Consider the following 14,776-nt stretch of genomic DNA (forward strand, 5'->3'; position numbering starts at 1 on the left):
TTGCAGTGGTGGTTATTCATTCATCACATCAGAACTGGTAGGTCAGGGCGACGGCAATCACGTTGTCGTCTTTCAGACCCAGCTTGTTATTGCTGTCGAGCTGGTTGATTTTATAATCGACATAGGTCGACATGTTCTTGTTGAAATAGTAGTACGCGCCGACATCGATATATTTCACCAGGTCGGCATCGCCGATGCCTTCAATATCTTTGCCTTTCTGCTGAACGTAGCCCAGCGATGGACGCAGACCGAAATCGAACTGATATTGCGCAACCAGTTCCAGGCCTTCCGCTTTATTGGCGAAGCCGCTGACGGAGGTGGAACGGTTATTGATGGTGGCCGTGCCGGAAATAGGCGCGATGTTGCGGCTTTCCGAGTAGGTGGCAGCCAGGTAGACATCGTTGTTGTCGTATTTCATACCGGCGGCCCAGATATCGGCCTTGTCGCCTTTGCCGAAGGTGCCCGCTTTCTGGCTGGCGGTACGGTTGGAAGAGGCATAGGCGGCGCCCACGCTCAGGCCGTCGATAATTTCATAGCTGGAGGAAAGGCCCCAACCGTCGCCGTTCGCCTTGCTGGCGGAGCGGCCGTCGTTTTCGTTCTTGCCCTGGTACTGCACGGCGAATTTCAGGCCGTCAACCAGACCGAAGAAGTTGTTATTACGGTAGGTGGCAACGCCGTTGGTGCGGCCGTTCATGAAGTTGTCGGTCTTGACGTAAGCATCGTCGCCGAATTCAGGCAGCATATCCGTCCAGGCGCCGACGTCGTAAATAATGCCGTAGTTGCGACCGTAATCGAAAGAGCCGAAGTCTTTATATTTCAGACCGGCGAAGCCCAGACGCGTTTTAGTGTCTTTGGTGCCGTCGGATTCAGAATGGTTGGCGGCGATCTGATATTCCCACTGGCCGTAACCGGTCAGCATGTCATTAATCTGGGTCGCGCCTTTAAAGCCGATACGGACGTAGGTTTTATCACCGTCGTTGCCGGCATCATCGGAGAAATAATGCAGGGCTTTCACACGACCGTAAAAATCGAGTTTGTTGCCGTCTTTATTGTAGATTTCTGCTGCCTGTGCCGCTTGCGCAAGTAAAAGTGCCGGAATAATAACGGCCAGAAGATTACGTTTCATGAGTTACCCTGCTTTATTCGATTGAAAGACGCTTATCATCAGTTGCATTGCTGTTTTACTGTGCCGCCTGATTGTTTGCGGCGGAGAATTTTTACCGTAGTAATGTGATCTATTTATGACAAAAAATTCATTTTCATGTCGAACGATTAAAAAAGTCGCGCAAAGGGTGAATTTTTTCTTCAGCCGACGGTCGGCGGCTGGTCTACAGTTACCGATACCTTGTTCCGCTGCGGGAGGAATCATGCACGATACTTATACTTTGTTCGGTACGCAGGGCTGCGGCTCGACGATCGTGGCCGCCGCGTTGGCGTTGACCGCTTTCCCCTGGGGCTATGAGGAAGTGGACTACACGCAGGACGGCCCGGAGCGCGATCGCCTGCTGGCGCTGAACCCGCTGGGTCAGGTGCCCACCTTGGTGTTGCCCAATGACGAAGTGATGACGGAGAGTGCGGCGATTATTCTGCTGCTGCACGATCGCGCACCGCATGCCGAGCTGGCGCCGCCCGGCGGTTCGCCGCTGTTGCCGCGTTTTCTGCGCTGGCTGCTGTTCATCAACGCGGAGATTTACCCCACCTTCACCTATGCCGACCATCCGCAGCGCTGGCAGCCGCAGGCGGCGGGGGCGGAACAGCTGAAAAACGCGGTAATGGCTTATCGCGAGCGTTTATTGCAGCAGCTGAACGCCGCCGCCGGCGCAGCGGGCCCGTGGTTTCTCGGCAAGAGCTTCAGCGCGTTGGATCTGTACGTGGCGGTGATGTGCCACTGGCGGCCGGGCCGCGCGTGGTTCCGGCAACACTGTCCGCAGCTGTACGCCATCGCTGAGCGGGTGGAACAGCGGCCGGAGCTGAATGCGCTGCTGAGCGCGCAGTTCGACGGCGTTGCCCCGCTGGAATCCTGAATCCTCCCCGCCGCCCGGCGGGGAACCCTCCCGTTTTTCTGAACCGAGACTGCCGAAAATCCCGATTTTCACTCGCTGCGGCGGCGGGTAGCGTAAGGCTATCCGCAACTGACAGGAGAGTGTGATGCCATCAGAATCCCAGGCCGGGCAACAGGCGTTCGGCGATATTGCCCCCAAGCTGGCGCAGCTCAGCGACCGAGTGTTGTTTGACGATATTTGGCAGCGGCCGGCGCTGAGCCCGCGCGAGCGCAGCCTGATTACCGTCGCCGCGCTGGTGGCGCTCAACCGCGTGGAACAGCTGCCGTTTCACCTGCAGCTGGCGCAGCGCAACGGCGTGACGCGTCAGCAGCTGGCCGAGCTCATCACCCATCTGGCGTTCTACGCCGGCTGGCCCGCGGCGGCGTCGGCCGTGGCGCGCCTGCGCGAGCTGGAACAGGAGGCCAATCATGCCGTTTAGCCGTATCGCCCTGCATCAGGGCAAGTCCGCCGACTATCTGCAAACCCTGTCCGACAGCCTGCATCAGGCGCTGGTGGAGGCCTTTGAGGTGCCGCCGACGGATAAATTTCAGGTGATCGATCAATACCGCCCCGGTGAGCTTATCTACGATCGCGACTATCTCGGCGGGCCGCGCAGCGCGGATTTCGTGCTGTTTTATATCACCGCCGGGCGGCCGCGCGACACCGACACCAAGCGGCGTTTCTACGGGCGGCTGGCGGCGCTGCTGGCGGAAAACCTGCGGCTGCGCCCCGAGGATGTGATGGTGGTGATCACCACCACCCAGTTGGACGAGTGGTCGTTCAGCGCCGGGCGCGCCTCGATGATCGATCCGCAGACGTAACTCGGGCTGACGCCGCGGGCGGTCTGTGGGACAATAGCGCCATCATTTCGTTTAGATAAGAGTTGAATGGCGCTCTCCTCCGCAGTTAAAGATCAGATTGGCCAGTGGTACAAAGCCCTGCAGCAGCAAATACCGGATTTTATTTCCCGCGCGCCCCAGCGCCAGATGATCGCCGAGGTGGCGAAGACGCTGGCCGGTGACTACCCGCGCCATCTGGCGATCGAGGCGCCGACCGGCGTCGGTAAAACGCTGTCTTACCTGATCCCGGGCATCGCCGTCGGGCGGGCGGAGAGCAAACCGCTGGTGGTCAGCACCGCCAACGTGGCGCTGCAGGACCAGATCTACAGCAAGGATTTGCCGCTGCTGAAGAAGATTATCCCCGATCTGAAATTTACCGGCGCCTTTGGCCGCGGGCGCTACGTGTGCCCGCGCAACCTGGCGGCGATGAGCACCGACGTCAGCCAACAGGGCGATCTGACGCTGTTCCTCGACGACGAGCTGGCGCCGTCCAGCGGCGAAGAGCAGGCGCTGTGCCAGAAGCTGACCAAGGCGCTGGCTCGCTTCGAGTGGGATGGGCTGCGCGATCACTATCAACAAAGCATCGACGATCCGCTGTGGGCCAAGCTGAGCACCGACAAGGCCAACTGCCTGGGGCGCAACTGCCACTATATTCGCGAATGTCCGTTCTATATCGCCCGCAAAGAGATCGAGAGCGCCGACGTGGTGGTGGCTAATCACGCTCTGGTGATGGCGGCACTGGAGACGGAGTCGGTGCTGCCGAACCCGAAAGAGCTGCTGCTGGTGTTGGACGAAGGCCACCATTTGCCTGAGGTGGCGCGCGACGCGTTGGAGATCGACGGGGAAATTACCGCGCTGTCGACCAACCTGCAGCTGGACATGATCGTGCGGCAGGTCGAGCAGTGCATGACGCAGTACCGGCCGAAGAATCCGCCGGGGCTGGCCAACAGCGAGCGGCTGAAGAACCATTGTGAGGAGCTGCGCGAGCTGGTGCAGATCTTCGAGCATCAGGTCAGCGCCTATCTGCCCGGCGACAGCGTGGCAGCCGAGCACCGTTTTGAAATGGGCGAGCTGCCGGCGGAGATGGTGGAGAGTTGCGCGCGGCTGTTCAAACTGACCGATGCGCTGCGCGGGCTGGCGGAGTTCGTGCTTAACGATCTCACCGAGCAGACCGGCAAGCATGACATCGTGCGCCTGCACCGGTCGATCATTCAGATGAGCCGCACGCTGGGCTATCTGGAAGCGATGAGCAAGCTGTGGCGGCTGGCGGCGCTCGACAAGTCGTCCAACGCGCCGATCTCCAAATGGGTCACGCGCGAGCTGCGCGATAACGTTACCCATCTCTACCTGCACTGCGTCGGCATCCGCGTCAGCGACCAGCTGGAGAAGCTGCTGTGGCGCAAGGTGCCGCACGTGGTGGTCACCTCGGCCACGCTGCGTTCGCTGAACAGCTTCGCGCGTTTGCAGGAGATGAGCGGGTTGAGCGAGAAGGCCGGCGATCGCTTCGAAACGCTCTCTTCGCCGTTCAATCATGTCGAACAGGGCAAGATTGTCATTCCGCAAATGCGCTACGAACCGGCGCTCGCCAACGAGGCGGAGCACCTTGAGGAGATGGCACGATGTTTCCGCGCCGAGCAAGCGAGCGGCAAACACAAAGGCATGCTGATCCTATTCAGCAGCCACCGGGCGATGCAGACTTTCCTCAGCTACGTGACCGATCTGCGGCTGATGCTGCTGGTGCAGGGCGACCAGCCGCGCTACCGGCTGGTGGAAGAGCACCGCAAGCGGGTGGAGAAGGGCGTCGCCAGCGTGCTGGTGGGGCTGCAATCGTTCGCCGAAGGGTTGGATCTGAAAGGCGAGCTGCTGACCCAGGTACACATTCACAAAATTGCGTTCCCGCCGATCGACAGCCCGGTGATCATTACCGAAGGCGAGTGGCTGAAATCGCTGAAGCGCTATCCGTTCGAAGTGCAGAGCCTGCCGAGCGCCTCGTTCAACCTGATCCAGCAGGTCGGCCGCCTGATCCGCAGCAACCAATGCTACGGCGAGATCGTGATCTACGATCGCCGGCTGTTGACCAAAAACTACGGTTCGCGGCTGTTGGCGTCGCTGCCGGTGTTCCCGATCGAACAGCGCGCGGTGCCGGAGGCCGACAAGGCGCATCTGGCGGCGCTGAAATCCGCCGCCGACGCGGCCAAAAAAGAGAAGAAGCGCGGCAACCCGTTTGCCCGCAAGCGGCGGCGTTAATCAGAGCAGCGGCGGCAGGCGGCGTTTGACCGGCGTGGTTTTCACGATCGAGGTGTTGCTCTGCGCATGCTCGGCCAGCCGATCGAGGGTGTGGTCGAGCTGTTCCATCGAGTGCGCCACCAGCCGCACGATAAAGCAGTCTTCGCCGGTCACCTTATCGCACTCGACCACTTCCGGGATCGCCTGAATCAGCTGTTCAACCTTCTTCAGCATGCCCGGCAGCGGCTTGATACGCACCAGTGACTCGAAGGCGTAGCCCACCGCCTGCAGATTGACGTTCAGGGTATAGCCCTGGATCACGCCGCTTTCCTCCAGCCGCCGCAGCCTTTCCGACGTGCTCGGCGATGACAGCCCCACCTGCGCGCTCAGCGTCTTCAACGACGCGCGCGCGTCCTGCGCCAAAAAAGTCAGGATCTGGCGATCGATATCATCCATAACGCCTCCGTTAGGTATTTTCTTTATTATAGCTACGAGAAAAAGGCAGTTAAGCATATCTGCCTTTTTTATGCTATGGAAAGCCGTCCCGCGAAGCCGCAAGCTATGCCTCTGGGCAAGTTTGGAGGAACGCAGGATGAATGCAGAGATAAAACGCGGCTCGCTGGAGATGACGGCGGCGATGCTGATTTCTGGCTCCATCGGCTGGTTTGTGCTGATGTCCGGCCAGCCGGTGGTCAACGTGGTGTTTTGGCGCTGCGCGGTGGGGGCGCTGGTGCTGCTGGCGGTGTGCGGCGCGCTGGGGCAGCTGCGGCGCGATGCGCTGACGCGCGCCACGCTGCTGCTGGCGATCGCCGGCGGCGTCGCGCTGGTGATCAACTGGCTGCTGCTGTTTGCCGCCTATTCCTATGCCTCTATCTCCATCGCCACGGCGGTGTACAACACCCAGCCGTTTATACTGGTGGGGCTGGGGGCGCTGTTTCTGGGGGAGCGGCTGACCGCCCGCAAGCTGCTGTGGCTGGGGCTGGCGTTCGGCGGCATGATGCTGGTGGTGCTGGCGCAGCCGCGGCAGGCGGGGGAACAGAGTCATTATTTGGCGGGCATCGCGCTGGCGCTCGGGGCGGCGTTTTTCTACGCCCTGATGGCGCTGGCGGCCAAGCGGCTGAAGGGCACGCCGCCGCATCTTATTGCGCTGATCCAGGTGGCGGTGGGGGCGGTGATGCTGTTGCCGCTGGTGGATTTCCACGTTTCGGCCAGCGTTGGGCAGTGGGGAATGCTGGCGACGCTCGGCGTGCTGCACACCGGCCTGATGTATGTGTTGATGTACGGCGCCCTGCAGAAGCTGCCGACCAACCTGATCGGCTCACTGTCGTTCATCTACCCGGTCGCCGCCATGCTGGTGGATCGCCTGGCGTTTGGCCACCGCCTGTCGGCGTGGCAGCTGCTGGGCGCGGCGATCATTCTGCTGGCGGCGGCGGGCATGAACCTGCTGGGCGAGCGGCGAGCGCGGCTGCTGCCGGCCTCGGACGGCCGGCGCGCCGGCTGAGCCTCAGGCCGGGTGTTTCAACCGGCGCCATAAGGTGGTTCGGCTGATCCCGAGCAACCGGGCGGCGGCGGCGTGGTCGCCCCCACATCGCGCCAGCGCTTCGTGGGCGGAGACGGGCGCTGGCGGCGTCTCGGGTGGCGTGCCCGTCGCCAGCTCCGGCAGCAGCCAGCGCAGCGTCTCGCCGCTCGGCGCGGCGCCGGTGCTCAGCATCAGCGCCACCCGCTCCATCATGTTGCGCAGTTCGCGCAGGTTGCCGGGCCAGGCGTAATGATTCAGCGCGGCGTAACAGCCGGCCATGGCGGCGCGCAGCGGCGCCGTCAGCGGCACGTCGAGCGCCGCCAGTGACCGTTTCAGAAAGTGTTCCGCCAGCATCGCGATATCGTCGCCGCGCGCCCGCAGCGGCGGCAGCTGCAGCCGCAGGGCGCTCAGGCGGTAGAACAGATCGGCGCGAAAGTCGCCCCGTTGAATCGCCTGCTCCAGGTGGTTGTGGGTGGCGCTGATGACGCGAAAGTCGACCGCCACCGGCTGCTGCCCGCCGACTCGGGTGACGGCCTTCTCTTCCAGCGCGCGCAGCAGCCGGGTTTGCAGGTGCAGCGGCATTTCGCCGATCTCATCCAGAAACAGGGTGCCGCCGTTGGCGGTTTCCAGCAGCCCGCGTCGGCCGCCGCGCCGTGAGCCGGTAAAGGCGCCTTCCTCATAGCCGAACAGCTCCGCCTCCAGCAGCGATTCGGCGATGGCGCCGCAGTTGATGGCGACGAACGGCGGCGTCGCGCCCCTGGCCGGTGCGCCGCGCCGGGAAAAGTATTCCCGGTGGATCGCCTGCGCCGCCAGCTCCTTGCCGGTGCCGGTTTCTCCTTCAATTAATACCGCCGCCGGCGAGCGGGCGTACAGCATGATGGTGCGCCGCGTTTGCTCCATCTGCGGGGACTTGCCCTGCAAATCGCCCAGCCCGTAGCGCGGTTGCAGGGTATTGCGCGTGGCGTAATCGCCGCCGCGTTTGCCGCCGCCCCGCATTAGGCGCGTCACGTCCAGCGCATCGCTGAAGGCGGCGCGCAGGGTGGCGGCGGAATAGAGAAAAATGGCGGTGAGCCCGGCCTCTTCCGCCAGATCGCTGATGAGGCCGGCGCCGACCACGGCCTGAATGCCGGCGGCTTTCAGCTCGGCGATCTGGCCGCGCGCATCCTCTTCGGTGCCGTAGCTGCGCTGCTCCAGCGGCAGATCGAAGGTTTGCTGGAACTCCATTAGCGCGGGCAGAGGGGTCTTATAGGTGATGACGCCGATCCGATCGGCGGTTCTGCGCGCCTTGCTCAGCGCCTGCAGCAGGTCGAAGCCGCCGGGCTTGACCAGGATGACCGGCACCGACAGCCGGCTTTTCAGGTAGGCGCCGTTGGAGCCGGCGGCGATGATGGCGTCGCAAGGCTCGGTTGCCAGGCGGGCGCGGATGTGCTGCACCGCTTCCTCAAAGCCGAGGCGGATCGGGATGATGGTCGCCAGATGGTCGAACTCGAGGCTGATGTCCCGGAACAGATCGAACAGGCGGGTGATGGAGACGGTCCAGATCACCGGTTTGTCCGGCGTGACGTGATCGCTCATGGTGGGTTACCGAATGGAAGTGGCTGCATTAGGTGTAGCCCGGTTTCAGTGATGTTTCAAATTTACTGTGTGAAACAACGATTGAAACGTTAACTGAAACGTTTTTTACTCCTTTGCCAGGCCAATGGCGCTGAAGGTGTTGTAACTCACTTATTTTTATCGCGTTTAATTTTTCCCCTCACCGAAGTACAACCTGGCCCGCCCCTTGCTCTGTCTGTTTCATCTGGCTAATCGGAGAAAACGTCATGACGCTGCGCTCACCCGGGCTCGCCTTTCGTCAGGCCCTGAGTAAAGAAAAACCCCTGCAAATCGCCGGCGCGATCAACGCCAACCATGCGCTGCTGGCCCAGCGGGCCGGATTCCAGGCCATCTACCTTTCCGGCGGCGGCGTGGCGGCCGGTTCGCTGGGGCTGCCGGATCTGGGCATTTCGACCCTGGACGATGTGCTGACCGACATTCGCCGCATCACCGACGTTTGCCCGCTGCCGTTGCTGGTGGATGTGGACAGCGGTTTCGGCGCTTCGGCGTTCAACGTCGCCCGCACGGTGCGATCGGTGAGCAAGGCCGGGGCGGCGGCGCTGCATATCGAAGATCAGGTCGGCGCCAAGCGCTGCGGCCATCGCCCCAATAAGGCCATCGTCTCCACCGAAGAGATGGTGGATCGCATCAAGGCGGCGGTGGATGCGCGCAGCGATCCGGACTTTGTGATCATGGCGCGCACCGACGCGCTGGCGGTGGAGGGGCTGGAGGCGGCCATCGAGCGCGCTCAGGCTTACGTGGCGGCCGGGGCCGACATGCTGTTCCCGGAAGCGATCACCGAACTGGGCATGTACCGCTGCTTCGCCGAAGCGACGCAGGTGCCGATCCTGGCCAATATCACCGAGTTCGGCGCGACGCCGCTGTTTACCACCGACGAGCTGCGCAGCGCCCAGGTGGATATGGCGCTGTATCCGCTGTCGGCCTTCCGGGCGATGAACCGCGCGGCGGAGCGGGTATACCGCGCCCTGCGCGAGGAGGGCACGCAGAAAAGCGTCATCGACACCATGCAGACCCGCAACGAGCTGTACGAAAGCATCAACTACTATTTGTTCGAAGAGAAACTCGACGCTCTGTTCGCTCGCCAGCGCGACGAATAAGCGCCATTCACGCAGAAGCCAAACGAGGACAGTATGAGCCAAGCGATCCCCCCGCAAAGCCCGACTGGCGATAAGCCGAAAAAATCCGTGGCGTTATCCGGCGTGCCCGCCGGGAATACCGCGCTGTGCTCCGTAGGGCGCAGCGGCAACGATCTGCACTATCGCGGTTACGACATTCTCGATCTCGCGCGCCACTGCGAGTTTGAAGAGGTTGCCCACCTGCTGATCCACGGCAAATTGCCCAACCGCGATGAGCTGCAGGCCTACAAACACCGTCTCAAAGCGCTGCGCGGCCTGCCCGCCAGCGTGCGCACGGTGCTTGAGGCGTTGCCTGCGGCGTCTCACCCGATGGACGTAATGCGCACCGGCGTCTCGGCCCTTGGCTGCACGCTGCCGGAAAAAGAGCAGCACGGCGCGGCCGGCGCGCGCGACATCGCCGACCGGCTGCTGGCCTCGCTGGGATCGATGCTGCTGTATTGGTATCACTACAGCCACAACGGCGAGCGCATTCAGCCGGAGACCGACGACGATTCCATCGGCGGCCACTTCCTGCACCTGCTGCACGGCGAAGCGCCTTCCGCCAGCTGGGAACAGGCGATGCACGCTTCCTTGATCCTGTACGCCGAGCATGAGTTCAACGCCTCGACCTTCGCCGGCCGGGTGATCGCCGGCACCGGATCCGACGTCTATTCGGCGATCGTCGGCGCCATTGGCGCGCTGCGCGGGCCGAAACACGGCGGCGCCAACGAGGTGTCGCTGGAGATCCAGCAACGCTATGAAACGCCGGACGAAGCGGAAGCCGACATTCGCCGCCGCATCGACAACAAAGAGGTGGTGATCGGCTTCGGGCACCCGGTGTACACCGTTTCCGATCCGCGCCATCAGGTGATCAAAGAGATCGCGCTGCGCCTGTCGCAGGAAGCGGGGGCGATGAAGCTGTATGACATCGCCGATCGGCTGGAAAGCGTGATGCGCGACACCAAAAAGATGTTCCCCAACCTCGACTGGTTCTCGGCGGTGTCTTATCACCAGCTGGGGGTGCCCACCGAAATGTTCACGCCGCTGTTTGTCATGGCGCGGGTGAGCGGTTGGTCGGCGCACATCATCGAGCAACGGCAGGACAACAAAATCATTCGCCCGTCCGCCAACTATACCGGGCCGGAAGCGCGGGCGTTCGTACCGCTGGATCAGCGCTGAGCGCCGATCGTTATTCACTATGGAGCCTTTGGGAATCATGATGCTTGAGTCTGCCAATACCCGCCGTCCGCCGTTCGATCGCGAAATGGTCGATATCGTCGATTATGTGATGAAAGAGGCCGTCGATACCCCGGCGGCGTACCGCACCGCCCACTATTGCCTGCTCGATACCCTCGGCTGCGGGCTGGAGGCGCTGAGCTATCCGGCCTGCAAGAAACTGATGGGGCCGGTGGTGCCGGGCGCCGAGGTGCTGAACGGCAGCCGGGTGCCGGGCACCCGCTTCCAGCTGGATCCGGTGCAGGCGGCGTTCAATATCGGCGCCATGATCCGCTGGCTCGACTTCAACGACACCTGGCTGGCGGCGGAGTGGGGCCACCCGTCGGACAACCTGGGCGGGATCCTGGCGGTGGCCGACTGGCTCTCGCGCCAGGCGGTGGCGGCGGGCAAGGTGCCGCTGACCATGCGGCAGGTGTTGATCGCCATGATCAAGGCGCATGAGATCCAGGGCTGTCTGGCGCTGGAAAACGCCTTCAACCGGGTGGGGTTGGATCACGTGCTGCTGGTGAAGGTGGCGTCCACCGCGGTGGTGGCGCAGCTGCTCGGCCTGAGCCGGGCGGAGATCCTGAACGCGGTGTCGCTGGCGTGGGTGGACGGGCAGTCGCTGCGTACCTATCGCCACGCGCCGAACGCCGGCACCCGCAAATCCTGGGCGGCGGGGGATGCGACCGCCCGCGCGGTGCGGCTGGCGCTGATGGCCGCCACCGGCGAGATGGGCTACCCCTCGGCGCTGACGGCGCCGACCTGGGGGTTCTACGACGTCTCTTTCAACGGCAAGCCTTTCCGCTTCCAGCGGCCGTACGGCGCGTACGTGATGGAGAACGTGCTGTTTAAAATTTCGTTCCCGGCGGAGTTCCATGCCCAGACCGCCGTGGAGGCGGCCATGACGCTGCACCGCTTGATGCAGGCCGCCGGTAAAACCGCCGCCGACATCGCCAGGGTGAGCATCCGCACTCACGAGGCCTGCCTGCGCATTATCGACAAGCAGGGGCCGCTGGATAACCCGGCGGATCGCGATCACTGCATTCAGTATATGGTGGCGATCCCGCTGCTGTTCGGCCGGCTGACGGCGGCGGACTACGAGGATCGGGTGGCGGAGGATCCGCGCATCGACGCGTTGCGCGGCAAGATCCACTGCCATGAAGATCCTGCCTTCACCCGCGATTATCACGATCCGGAAAAACGATCGATCGCCAATGCGCTGACGGTGGAGTTCGCCGACGGCAGCCGCCTGGATGAGGTGGCGGTGGAGTACCCTATCGGCCATGCACGGCGGCGCGAAGAGGGCATCCCACTGCTGATCGAGAAGTTCAAAACCAACCTGGCGCGCCAGTTCCCGGCCCTGCAGCAGCAGCGTATTCTCGAGGTGTCGCTGGACCGGCAGCGGCTGGCGCAGATGCCGGTCAACGAGTATCTCGATCTGTGGGTGATCTGACGCGAGCGACGCTGACAAGCCACGTCGGCGTCGCTATGATGGACGCTCCATTCCCGTCCATCTTCTTATCAGGTGATTCATGATTGATGCCGCAACGCTGTTGTTGTTTTCCGGTGCCTGCGTGGCGCTGGCGCTGACCCCCGGCCCGGATATGCTGCTGATCGCTTCGCGCAGCGTCAGCCAGGGGCGGCGCGCCGGTTTCGCTTCGCTGGCGGGCATTCAGCTCGGCACGTATTGCCACGCGTTGGCGGCGGCGCTGGGGTTGTCGCAACTGTTCGTCGCCGTGCCGCTGGCCTACGACGCGGTAAGAATGCTGGGCGCCGCCTATCTGCTCTACCTGGCGTGGAAAACGCTGCGATCCGGCAGCAGTTTGCAGGCTTCCGCCGGGTTGCAGGCGGTGCCGACGGCGCGCATCTTCCGCCAGGGGCTGTTCACCAACATCCTCAACCCGAAAATGGCGCTGTTCGTGCTGGCGCTGTTCCCGCAGTTTATCGATCCGCGTTCAGGCTCGGTGGTGGTGCAGATGCTGGCGCTGGCGACGGTGCTGAATCTGGTGGGGTTGCTGATTAACGGTGGGGTGATCCTGGCGGTCAGCGGCATGAAAAGCCGCTTCGCCGGCCGCCGCTTCAGCGCCCGCTGGCCGAACTACCTGCTGAGCGGGGTGTTCGCCGGGCTGGCCTGCAAGCTCATTTTCGACAGCCGCCGCTAACCCTCGCGCAGCAGCGCTTCAAATGCCGCGCTGGCCGGTTCGTCCGGCAGCGCGCTGTACATCACCAGCCGCAGGTGATTCTCTTCGTCGACGATGAAAGAGGCGTGGTCAAAGGTGACCGGGCCGAGGTCCGGGAGGGTGAAGCTGCGCCGCCCCTGGCAGCGCCCGTGGATATCGTGCTGCCGCCAGAGCCGGCGGAACGGCGGCGATACCCGCTCCAGCGCCTGTACCCGTTGGCGCATTACCTCATCCTCCGGCGCGCGGGCATAGTCGCGGCGGAAGCTGGCCAGGATTTGCGGCGCCTGCGCCTCCCACTCCAACAGGCGTTCATTGAGCTGCGGATCGGCAAACAGCATCCACAACATGTTGCGTTCTTCCGCCGGGCGTTCACCGATGGCGAACAGCCGCTGCGCCGCCGGGTTCCAGGCGATGATGTCCCAACTCAGGTTCATGACGTAGGCCGGCCGCAGCACAAGGTCGTCCAGCAGCCGCTGCACCAGCGGCGAGACCTGGCACCACTGATGGCCGACCGGCACCGGCGGGCGCTGATGCGCCAATAAAAACAGGTGGTAGCGGCCGGCGGCGTCGAGCTGCAGCACCCGCGCCAGGTTCTCCAAAAATGCCACCGACGCATTGATTTCCCTGCCTTGTTCCAGCCAGGTGTACCAGGTGAGGCCGACGCCGGCCAGCGCCGCGACCTCCTCGCGCCGCAATCCCGGCGTGCGGCGGCGGCTGCCGCTCGGCAAACCGACCGCCTCCGGCGACAGCTGTTCTCGCTTTTGACGTAGAAAATCCGCCAGTTCGTGGCGGGTGCGCTCGAGGGTACGTGGGGGCATGGCGGCCGTCCTGTTGCTGTTAGTAATAGTATAACTGGCTATATAGTAACAGTTTAAACCCTGTTCCATACTGCGGCCATCATAATCGCTGGAGGTGGTATGGAACATTCATTATCTCGTGAACGGCAGGCATTGCCCGGCCTGCCGGTGCTGCTGTTAGGCGGCTTCGTCACGGTGTTCGATCTGTTTGTGGTCAACGTGGCGGCGCCGGTGATCCAGCGGCAGTTCGCCGCCGATTTCGCCGGTGTTGGTTTGATCGTCGCCGGCTATGAACTGGCGTTCGGGGTGCTGCTGATCGCCGGTGGGCGCCTGGGGGATCGCTTCGGGCGCCGGCGTCTGTTCAGCCTCGGCATGTTGGGATTTACGCTGAGCTCTCTGCTGTGCGGGCTGGCGGGATCGCTCAACCTGCTGATCGCGGCGCGTATCCTGCAGGGGGCGGCGGCGGCGCTGCTGTTCCCGCAGATCTACGCCTTGATGCGGGTGCTGTACGCGCCGCAACAGCGGCGGCGCGCCTTCGCCTGGCTGGGCATGACGCTGGGATTGGCGGCGATCTTCGGCCAGATCCTCGGCGGATTTATCATCGAGGCCAACCTGTTCGGCAGCGGCTGGCGCATGATCTTTTTGATCAATTTGCCGATCGGCGCGCTGGCACTGTGGGCGGCGCGGCGCATTCCCGAATCGCGGGTGGCGCAGGCGCAGCGGCTGGACGGCGTAGGCCTGTGGCTGGCGGCGATCGGCCTGTCGCTGTTGCTGCTGCCGCTGCTGGAGGGGCCGGCGCGCGGCTGGCCGTGGTGGATAGCGCCGATGCTGGCGTTGGCGATGGTGACGCTGTGGAGCTTCCTGCGTTGGGAGCGCCGTCTGGCGCGGCGCGGCGGCGATGCGGTGCTCGATCCGGCGCTGTTACGTCAGGCAGACTTCGCGCCGGGCATGGCGGTGGTGCTGGCGATTTATGCCACCGCCTCCTCGTTTTTCTTGTGCTTCGCGCTGCTGCTGCAGGCGGGGGCGGGGCTGACGCCTTTTCAGGCGGGCAGCCTGTTCGCCCCGGCCAGCGCGGCCTTTATGCTGGCGTCGATGCTGGCGCCCCGGCTGGCGCTGCGTTGGGGCAACGGCGTACTGAGCGTGGGCGTGGCGATTTACGCCGCCGGGTTGGCGCTGTTGATGGCTCAGGCGCTGTGGGGCGCGGCGCTGGCGCATCCGCTGCGGCT

At 63.5% G+C, this 14,776-nt stretch carries 14 protein-coding genes; 10 read left to right on the forward strand and 4 right to left on the reverse strand.

Going from position 1 to position 14,776, the window contains the following annotated elements; genetic code table 11:
* Window positions 1–28: 28 nt before the first annotated feature.
* Entirely contained in the window at window positions 29–1,126 is a 1,098-nt protein-coding gene (gene ompC / locus AWX27_RS09065; protein WP_038880563.1) for a porin OmpC, read from the reverse strand.
* Between the two features lie 241 nt (window positions 1,127–1,367).
* Between ompC and AWX27_RS09070 the strand changes: the two genes are divergently transcribed.
* The 4 genes from AWX27_RS09070 to dinG all read left to right on the forward strand — a co-directional run bounded on the left by AWX27_RS09070 (window position 1,368) and on the right by dinG (window position 5,128).
* Window positions 1,368–2,024: a glutathione S-transferase family protein gene (locus AWX27_RS09070; RefSeq protein WP_060421214.1), complete on the forward strand. Its 657-nt coding sequence runs from the start codon at window positions 1,368–1,370 to the stop codon at window positions 2,022–2,024.
* Between the two features lie 124 nt (window positions 2,025–2,148).
* Window positions 2,149–2,481 carry a carboxymuconolactone decarboxylase family protein gene (locus AWX27_RS09075; RefSeq protein ID WP_049200944.1) on the forward strand — a complete coding sequence of 111 codons (333 nt, stop codon included), beginning with the start codon at window positions 2,149–2,151 and terminating at the stop codon, window positions 2,479–2,481.
* A complete protein-coding gene (locus tag AWX27_RS09080) occupies window positions 2,471–2,863 on the forward strand; it encodes a tautomerase family protein (RefSeq protein WP_047728244.1) in 393 nt (130 codons plus the stop codon). Before AWX27_RS09075 ends, AWX27_RS09080 begins: the two co-directional genes overlap by 11 nt.
* Window positions 2,864–2,929: 66 nt before the next feature.
* Window positions 2,930–5,128 (forward strand): ATP-dependent DNA helicase DinG, encoded by a 2,199-nt coding sequence (gene dinG / locus AWX27_RS09085; RefSeq protein ID WP_033637643.1) that lies wholly within the window; start codon window positions 2,930–2,932, stop codon window positions 5,126–5,128.
* Here dinG and AWX27_RS09090 read toward each other — a convergent pair whose 3' ends face one another.
* On the reverse strand, window positions 5,129–5,563 hold the full coding sequence (locus AWX27_RS09090) for an Lrp/AsnC family transcriptional regulator (RefSeq protein WP_060421217.1): 435 nt from the start codon (window positions 5,561–5,563) through the stop codon (window positions 5,129–5,131).
* Between the two features lie 136 nt (window positions 5,564–5,699).
* On the opposite strand from AWX27_RS09090, the gene AWX27_RS09095 reads away from it, so the two are divergent.
* Window positions 5,700–6,608 (forward strand): DMT family transporter, encoded by a 909-nt coding sequence (locus tag AWX27_RS09095; protein WP_060421219.1) that lies wholly within the window; start codon window positions 5,700–5,702, stop codon window positions 6,606–6,608.
* A 3-nt stretch (window positions 6,609–6,611) separates the two neighbouring features.
* Here the strand turns inward: AWX27_RS09095 and prpR are convergent, their stop codons facing one another.
* Complete coding sequence (prpR, locus tag AWX27_RS09100; RefSeq protein ID WP_060421222.1) at window positions 6,612–8,201, reverse strand: propionate catabolism operon regulatory protein PrpR; 1,590 nt, start codon at window positions 8,199–8,201, stop codon at window positions 6,612–6,614.
* Between the two features lie 245 nt (window positions 8,202–8,446).
* Between prpR and prpB the strand changes: the two genes are divergently transcribed.
* The 4 genes from prpB (at window position 8,447) to AWX27_RS09120 (ending at window position 12,735) form a co-directional block, all read left to right on the forward strand.
* Window positions 8,447–9,337 carry a methylisocitrate lyase gene (prpB, locus tag AWX27_RS09105; protein WP_060421225.1) on the forward strand — a complete coding sequence of 297 codons (891 nt, stop codon included), beginning with the start codon at window positions 8,447–8,449 and terminating at the stop codon, window positions 9,335–9,337.
* 33 nt (window positions 9,338–9,370) lie between these two features.
* Window positions 9,371–10,534 carry a bifunctional 2-methylcitrate synthase/citrate synthase gene (gene prpC, locus AWX27_RS09110; RefSeq protein ID WP_049200932.1) on the forward strand — a complete coding sequence of 388 codons (1,164 nt, stop codon included), beginning with the start codon at window positions 9,371–9,373 and terminating at the stop codon, window positions 10,532–10,534.
* A gap of 40 nt (window positions 10,535–10,574) precedes the next feature.
* The gene (locus tag AWX27_RS09115) at window positions 10,575–12,026 is read left to right on the forward strand and encodes a bifunctional 2-methylcitrate dehydratase/aconitate hydratase (protein WP_060421836.1); all 1,452 of its coding nucleotides are present in this window, start codon (window positions 10,575–10,577) and stop codon (window positions 12,024–12,026) included.
* Window positions 12,027–12,105: 79 nt separating this feature from the next.
* Window positions 12,106–12,735, forward strand: coding sequence for a LysE family translocator (locus AWX27_RS09120; protein ID WP_048321374.1), 630 nt, complete (start codon window positions 12,106–12,108; stop codon window positions 12,733–12,735).
* On the opposite strand, the gene AWX27_RS09125 is transcribed toward AWX27_RS09120, so the two are convergent.
* Window positions 12,732–13,571: a helix-turn-helix transcriptional regulator gene (locus AWX27_RS09125; RefSeq protein WP_060421229.1), complete on the reverse strand. Its 840-nt coding sequence runs from the start codon at window positions 13,569–13,571 to the stop codon at window positions 12,732–12,734. The two genes, AWX27_RS09120 and AWX27_RS09125, sit on opposite strands and share 4 nt — an antisense overlap.
* A gap of 99 nt (window positions 13,572–13,670) precedes the next feature.
* Here AWX27_RS09125 and AWX27_RS09130 point away from each other — a divergent pair.
* The coding region (locus AWX27_RS09130; RefSeq protein ID WP_060421840.1) for an MFS transporter at window positions 13,671–14,776 on the forward strand (1,106 nt) is incomplete at its 3' end.

It is taken from the genome of Serratia sp. 2880STDY5682894, assembly GCF_001537385.1.
Classification (GTDB): domain Bacteria; phylum Pseudomonadota; class Gammaproteobacteria; order Enterobacterales; family Enterobacteriaceae; genus Serratia; species Serratia nevei.

What these genes read in the sequence shown, in the direction of transcription:
- ompC (WP_038880563.1), bottom strand. Translation starts at nt 1,126, where the DNA reads ATGAAACGTAATCTTCTGGCCGTTATTATTCCGGCACTTTTACTTGCG.
- AWX27_RS09070 (WP_060421214.1), top strand. Translation starts at nt 1,368, where the DNA reads ATGCACGATACTTATACTTTGTTCGGTACGCAGGGCTGCGGCTCGACG.
- AWX27_RS09075 (WP_049200944.1), top strand. Translation starts at nt 2,149, where the DNA reads ATGCCATCAGAATCCCAGGCCGGGCAACAGGCGTTCGGCGATATTGCC.
- AWX27_RS09080 (WP_047728244.1), top strand. Translation starts at nt 2,471, where the DNA reads ATGCCGTTTAGCCGTATCGCCCTGCATCAGGGCAAGTCCGCCGACTAT.
- dinG (WP_033637643.1), top strand. Translation starts at nt 2,930, where the DNA reads ATGGCGCTCTCCTCCGCAGTTAAAGATCAGATTGGCCAGTGGTACAAA.
- AWX27_RS09090 (WP_060421217.1), bottom strand. Translation starts at nt 5,563, where the DNA reads ATGGATGATATCGATCGCCAGATCCTGACTTTTTTGGCGCAGGACGCG.
- AWX27_RS09095 (WP_060421219.1), top strand. Translation starts at nt 5,700, where the DNA reads ATGAATGCAGAGATAAAACGCGGCTCGCTGGAGATGACGGCGGCGATG.
- prpR (WP_060421222.1), bottom strand. Translation starts at nt 8,201, where the DNA reads ATGAGCGATCACGTCACGCCGGACAAACCGGTGATCTGGACCGTCTCC.
- prpB (WP_060421225.1), top strand. Translation starts at nt 8,447, where the DNA reads ATGACGCTGCGCTCACCCGGGCTCGCCTTTCGTCAGGCCCTGAGTAAA.
- prpC (WP_049200932.1), top strand. Translation starts at nt 9,371, where the DNA reads ATGAGCCAAGCGATCCCCCCGCAAAGCCCGACTGGCGATAAGCCGAAA.
- AWX27_RS09115 (WP_060421836.1), top strand. Translation starts at nt 10,575, where the DNA reads ATGCTTGAGTCTGCCAATACCCGCCGTCCGCCGTTCGATCGCGAAATG.
- AWX27_RS09120 (WP_048321374.1), top strand. Translation starts at nt 12,106, where the DNA reads ATGATTGATGCCGCAACGCTGTTGTTGTTTTCCGGTGCCTGCGTGGCG.
- AWX27_RS09125 (WP_060421229.1), bottom strand. Translation starts at nt 13,571, where the DNA reads ATGCCCCCACGTACCCTCGAGCGCACCCGCCACGAACTGGCGGATTTT.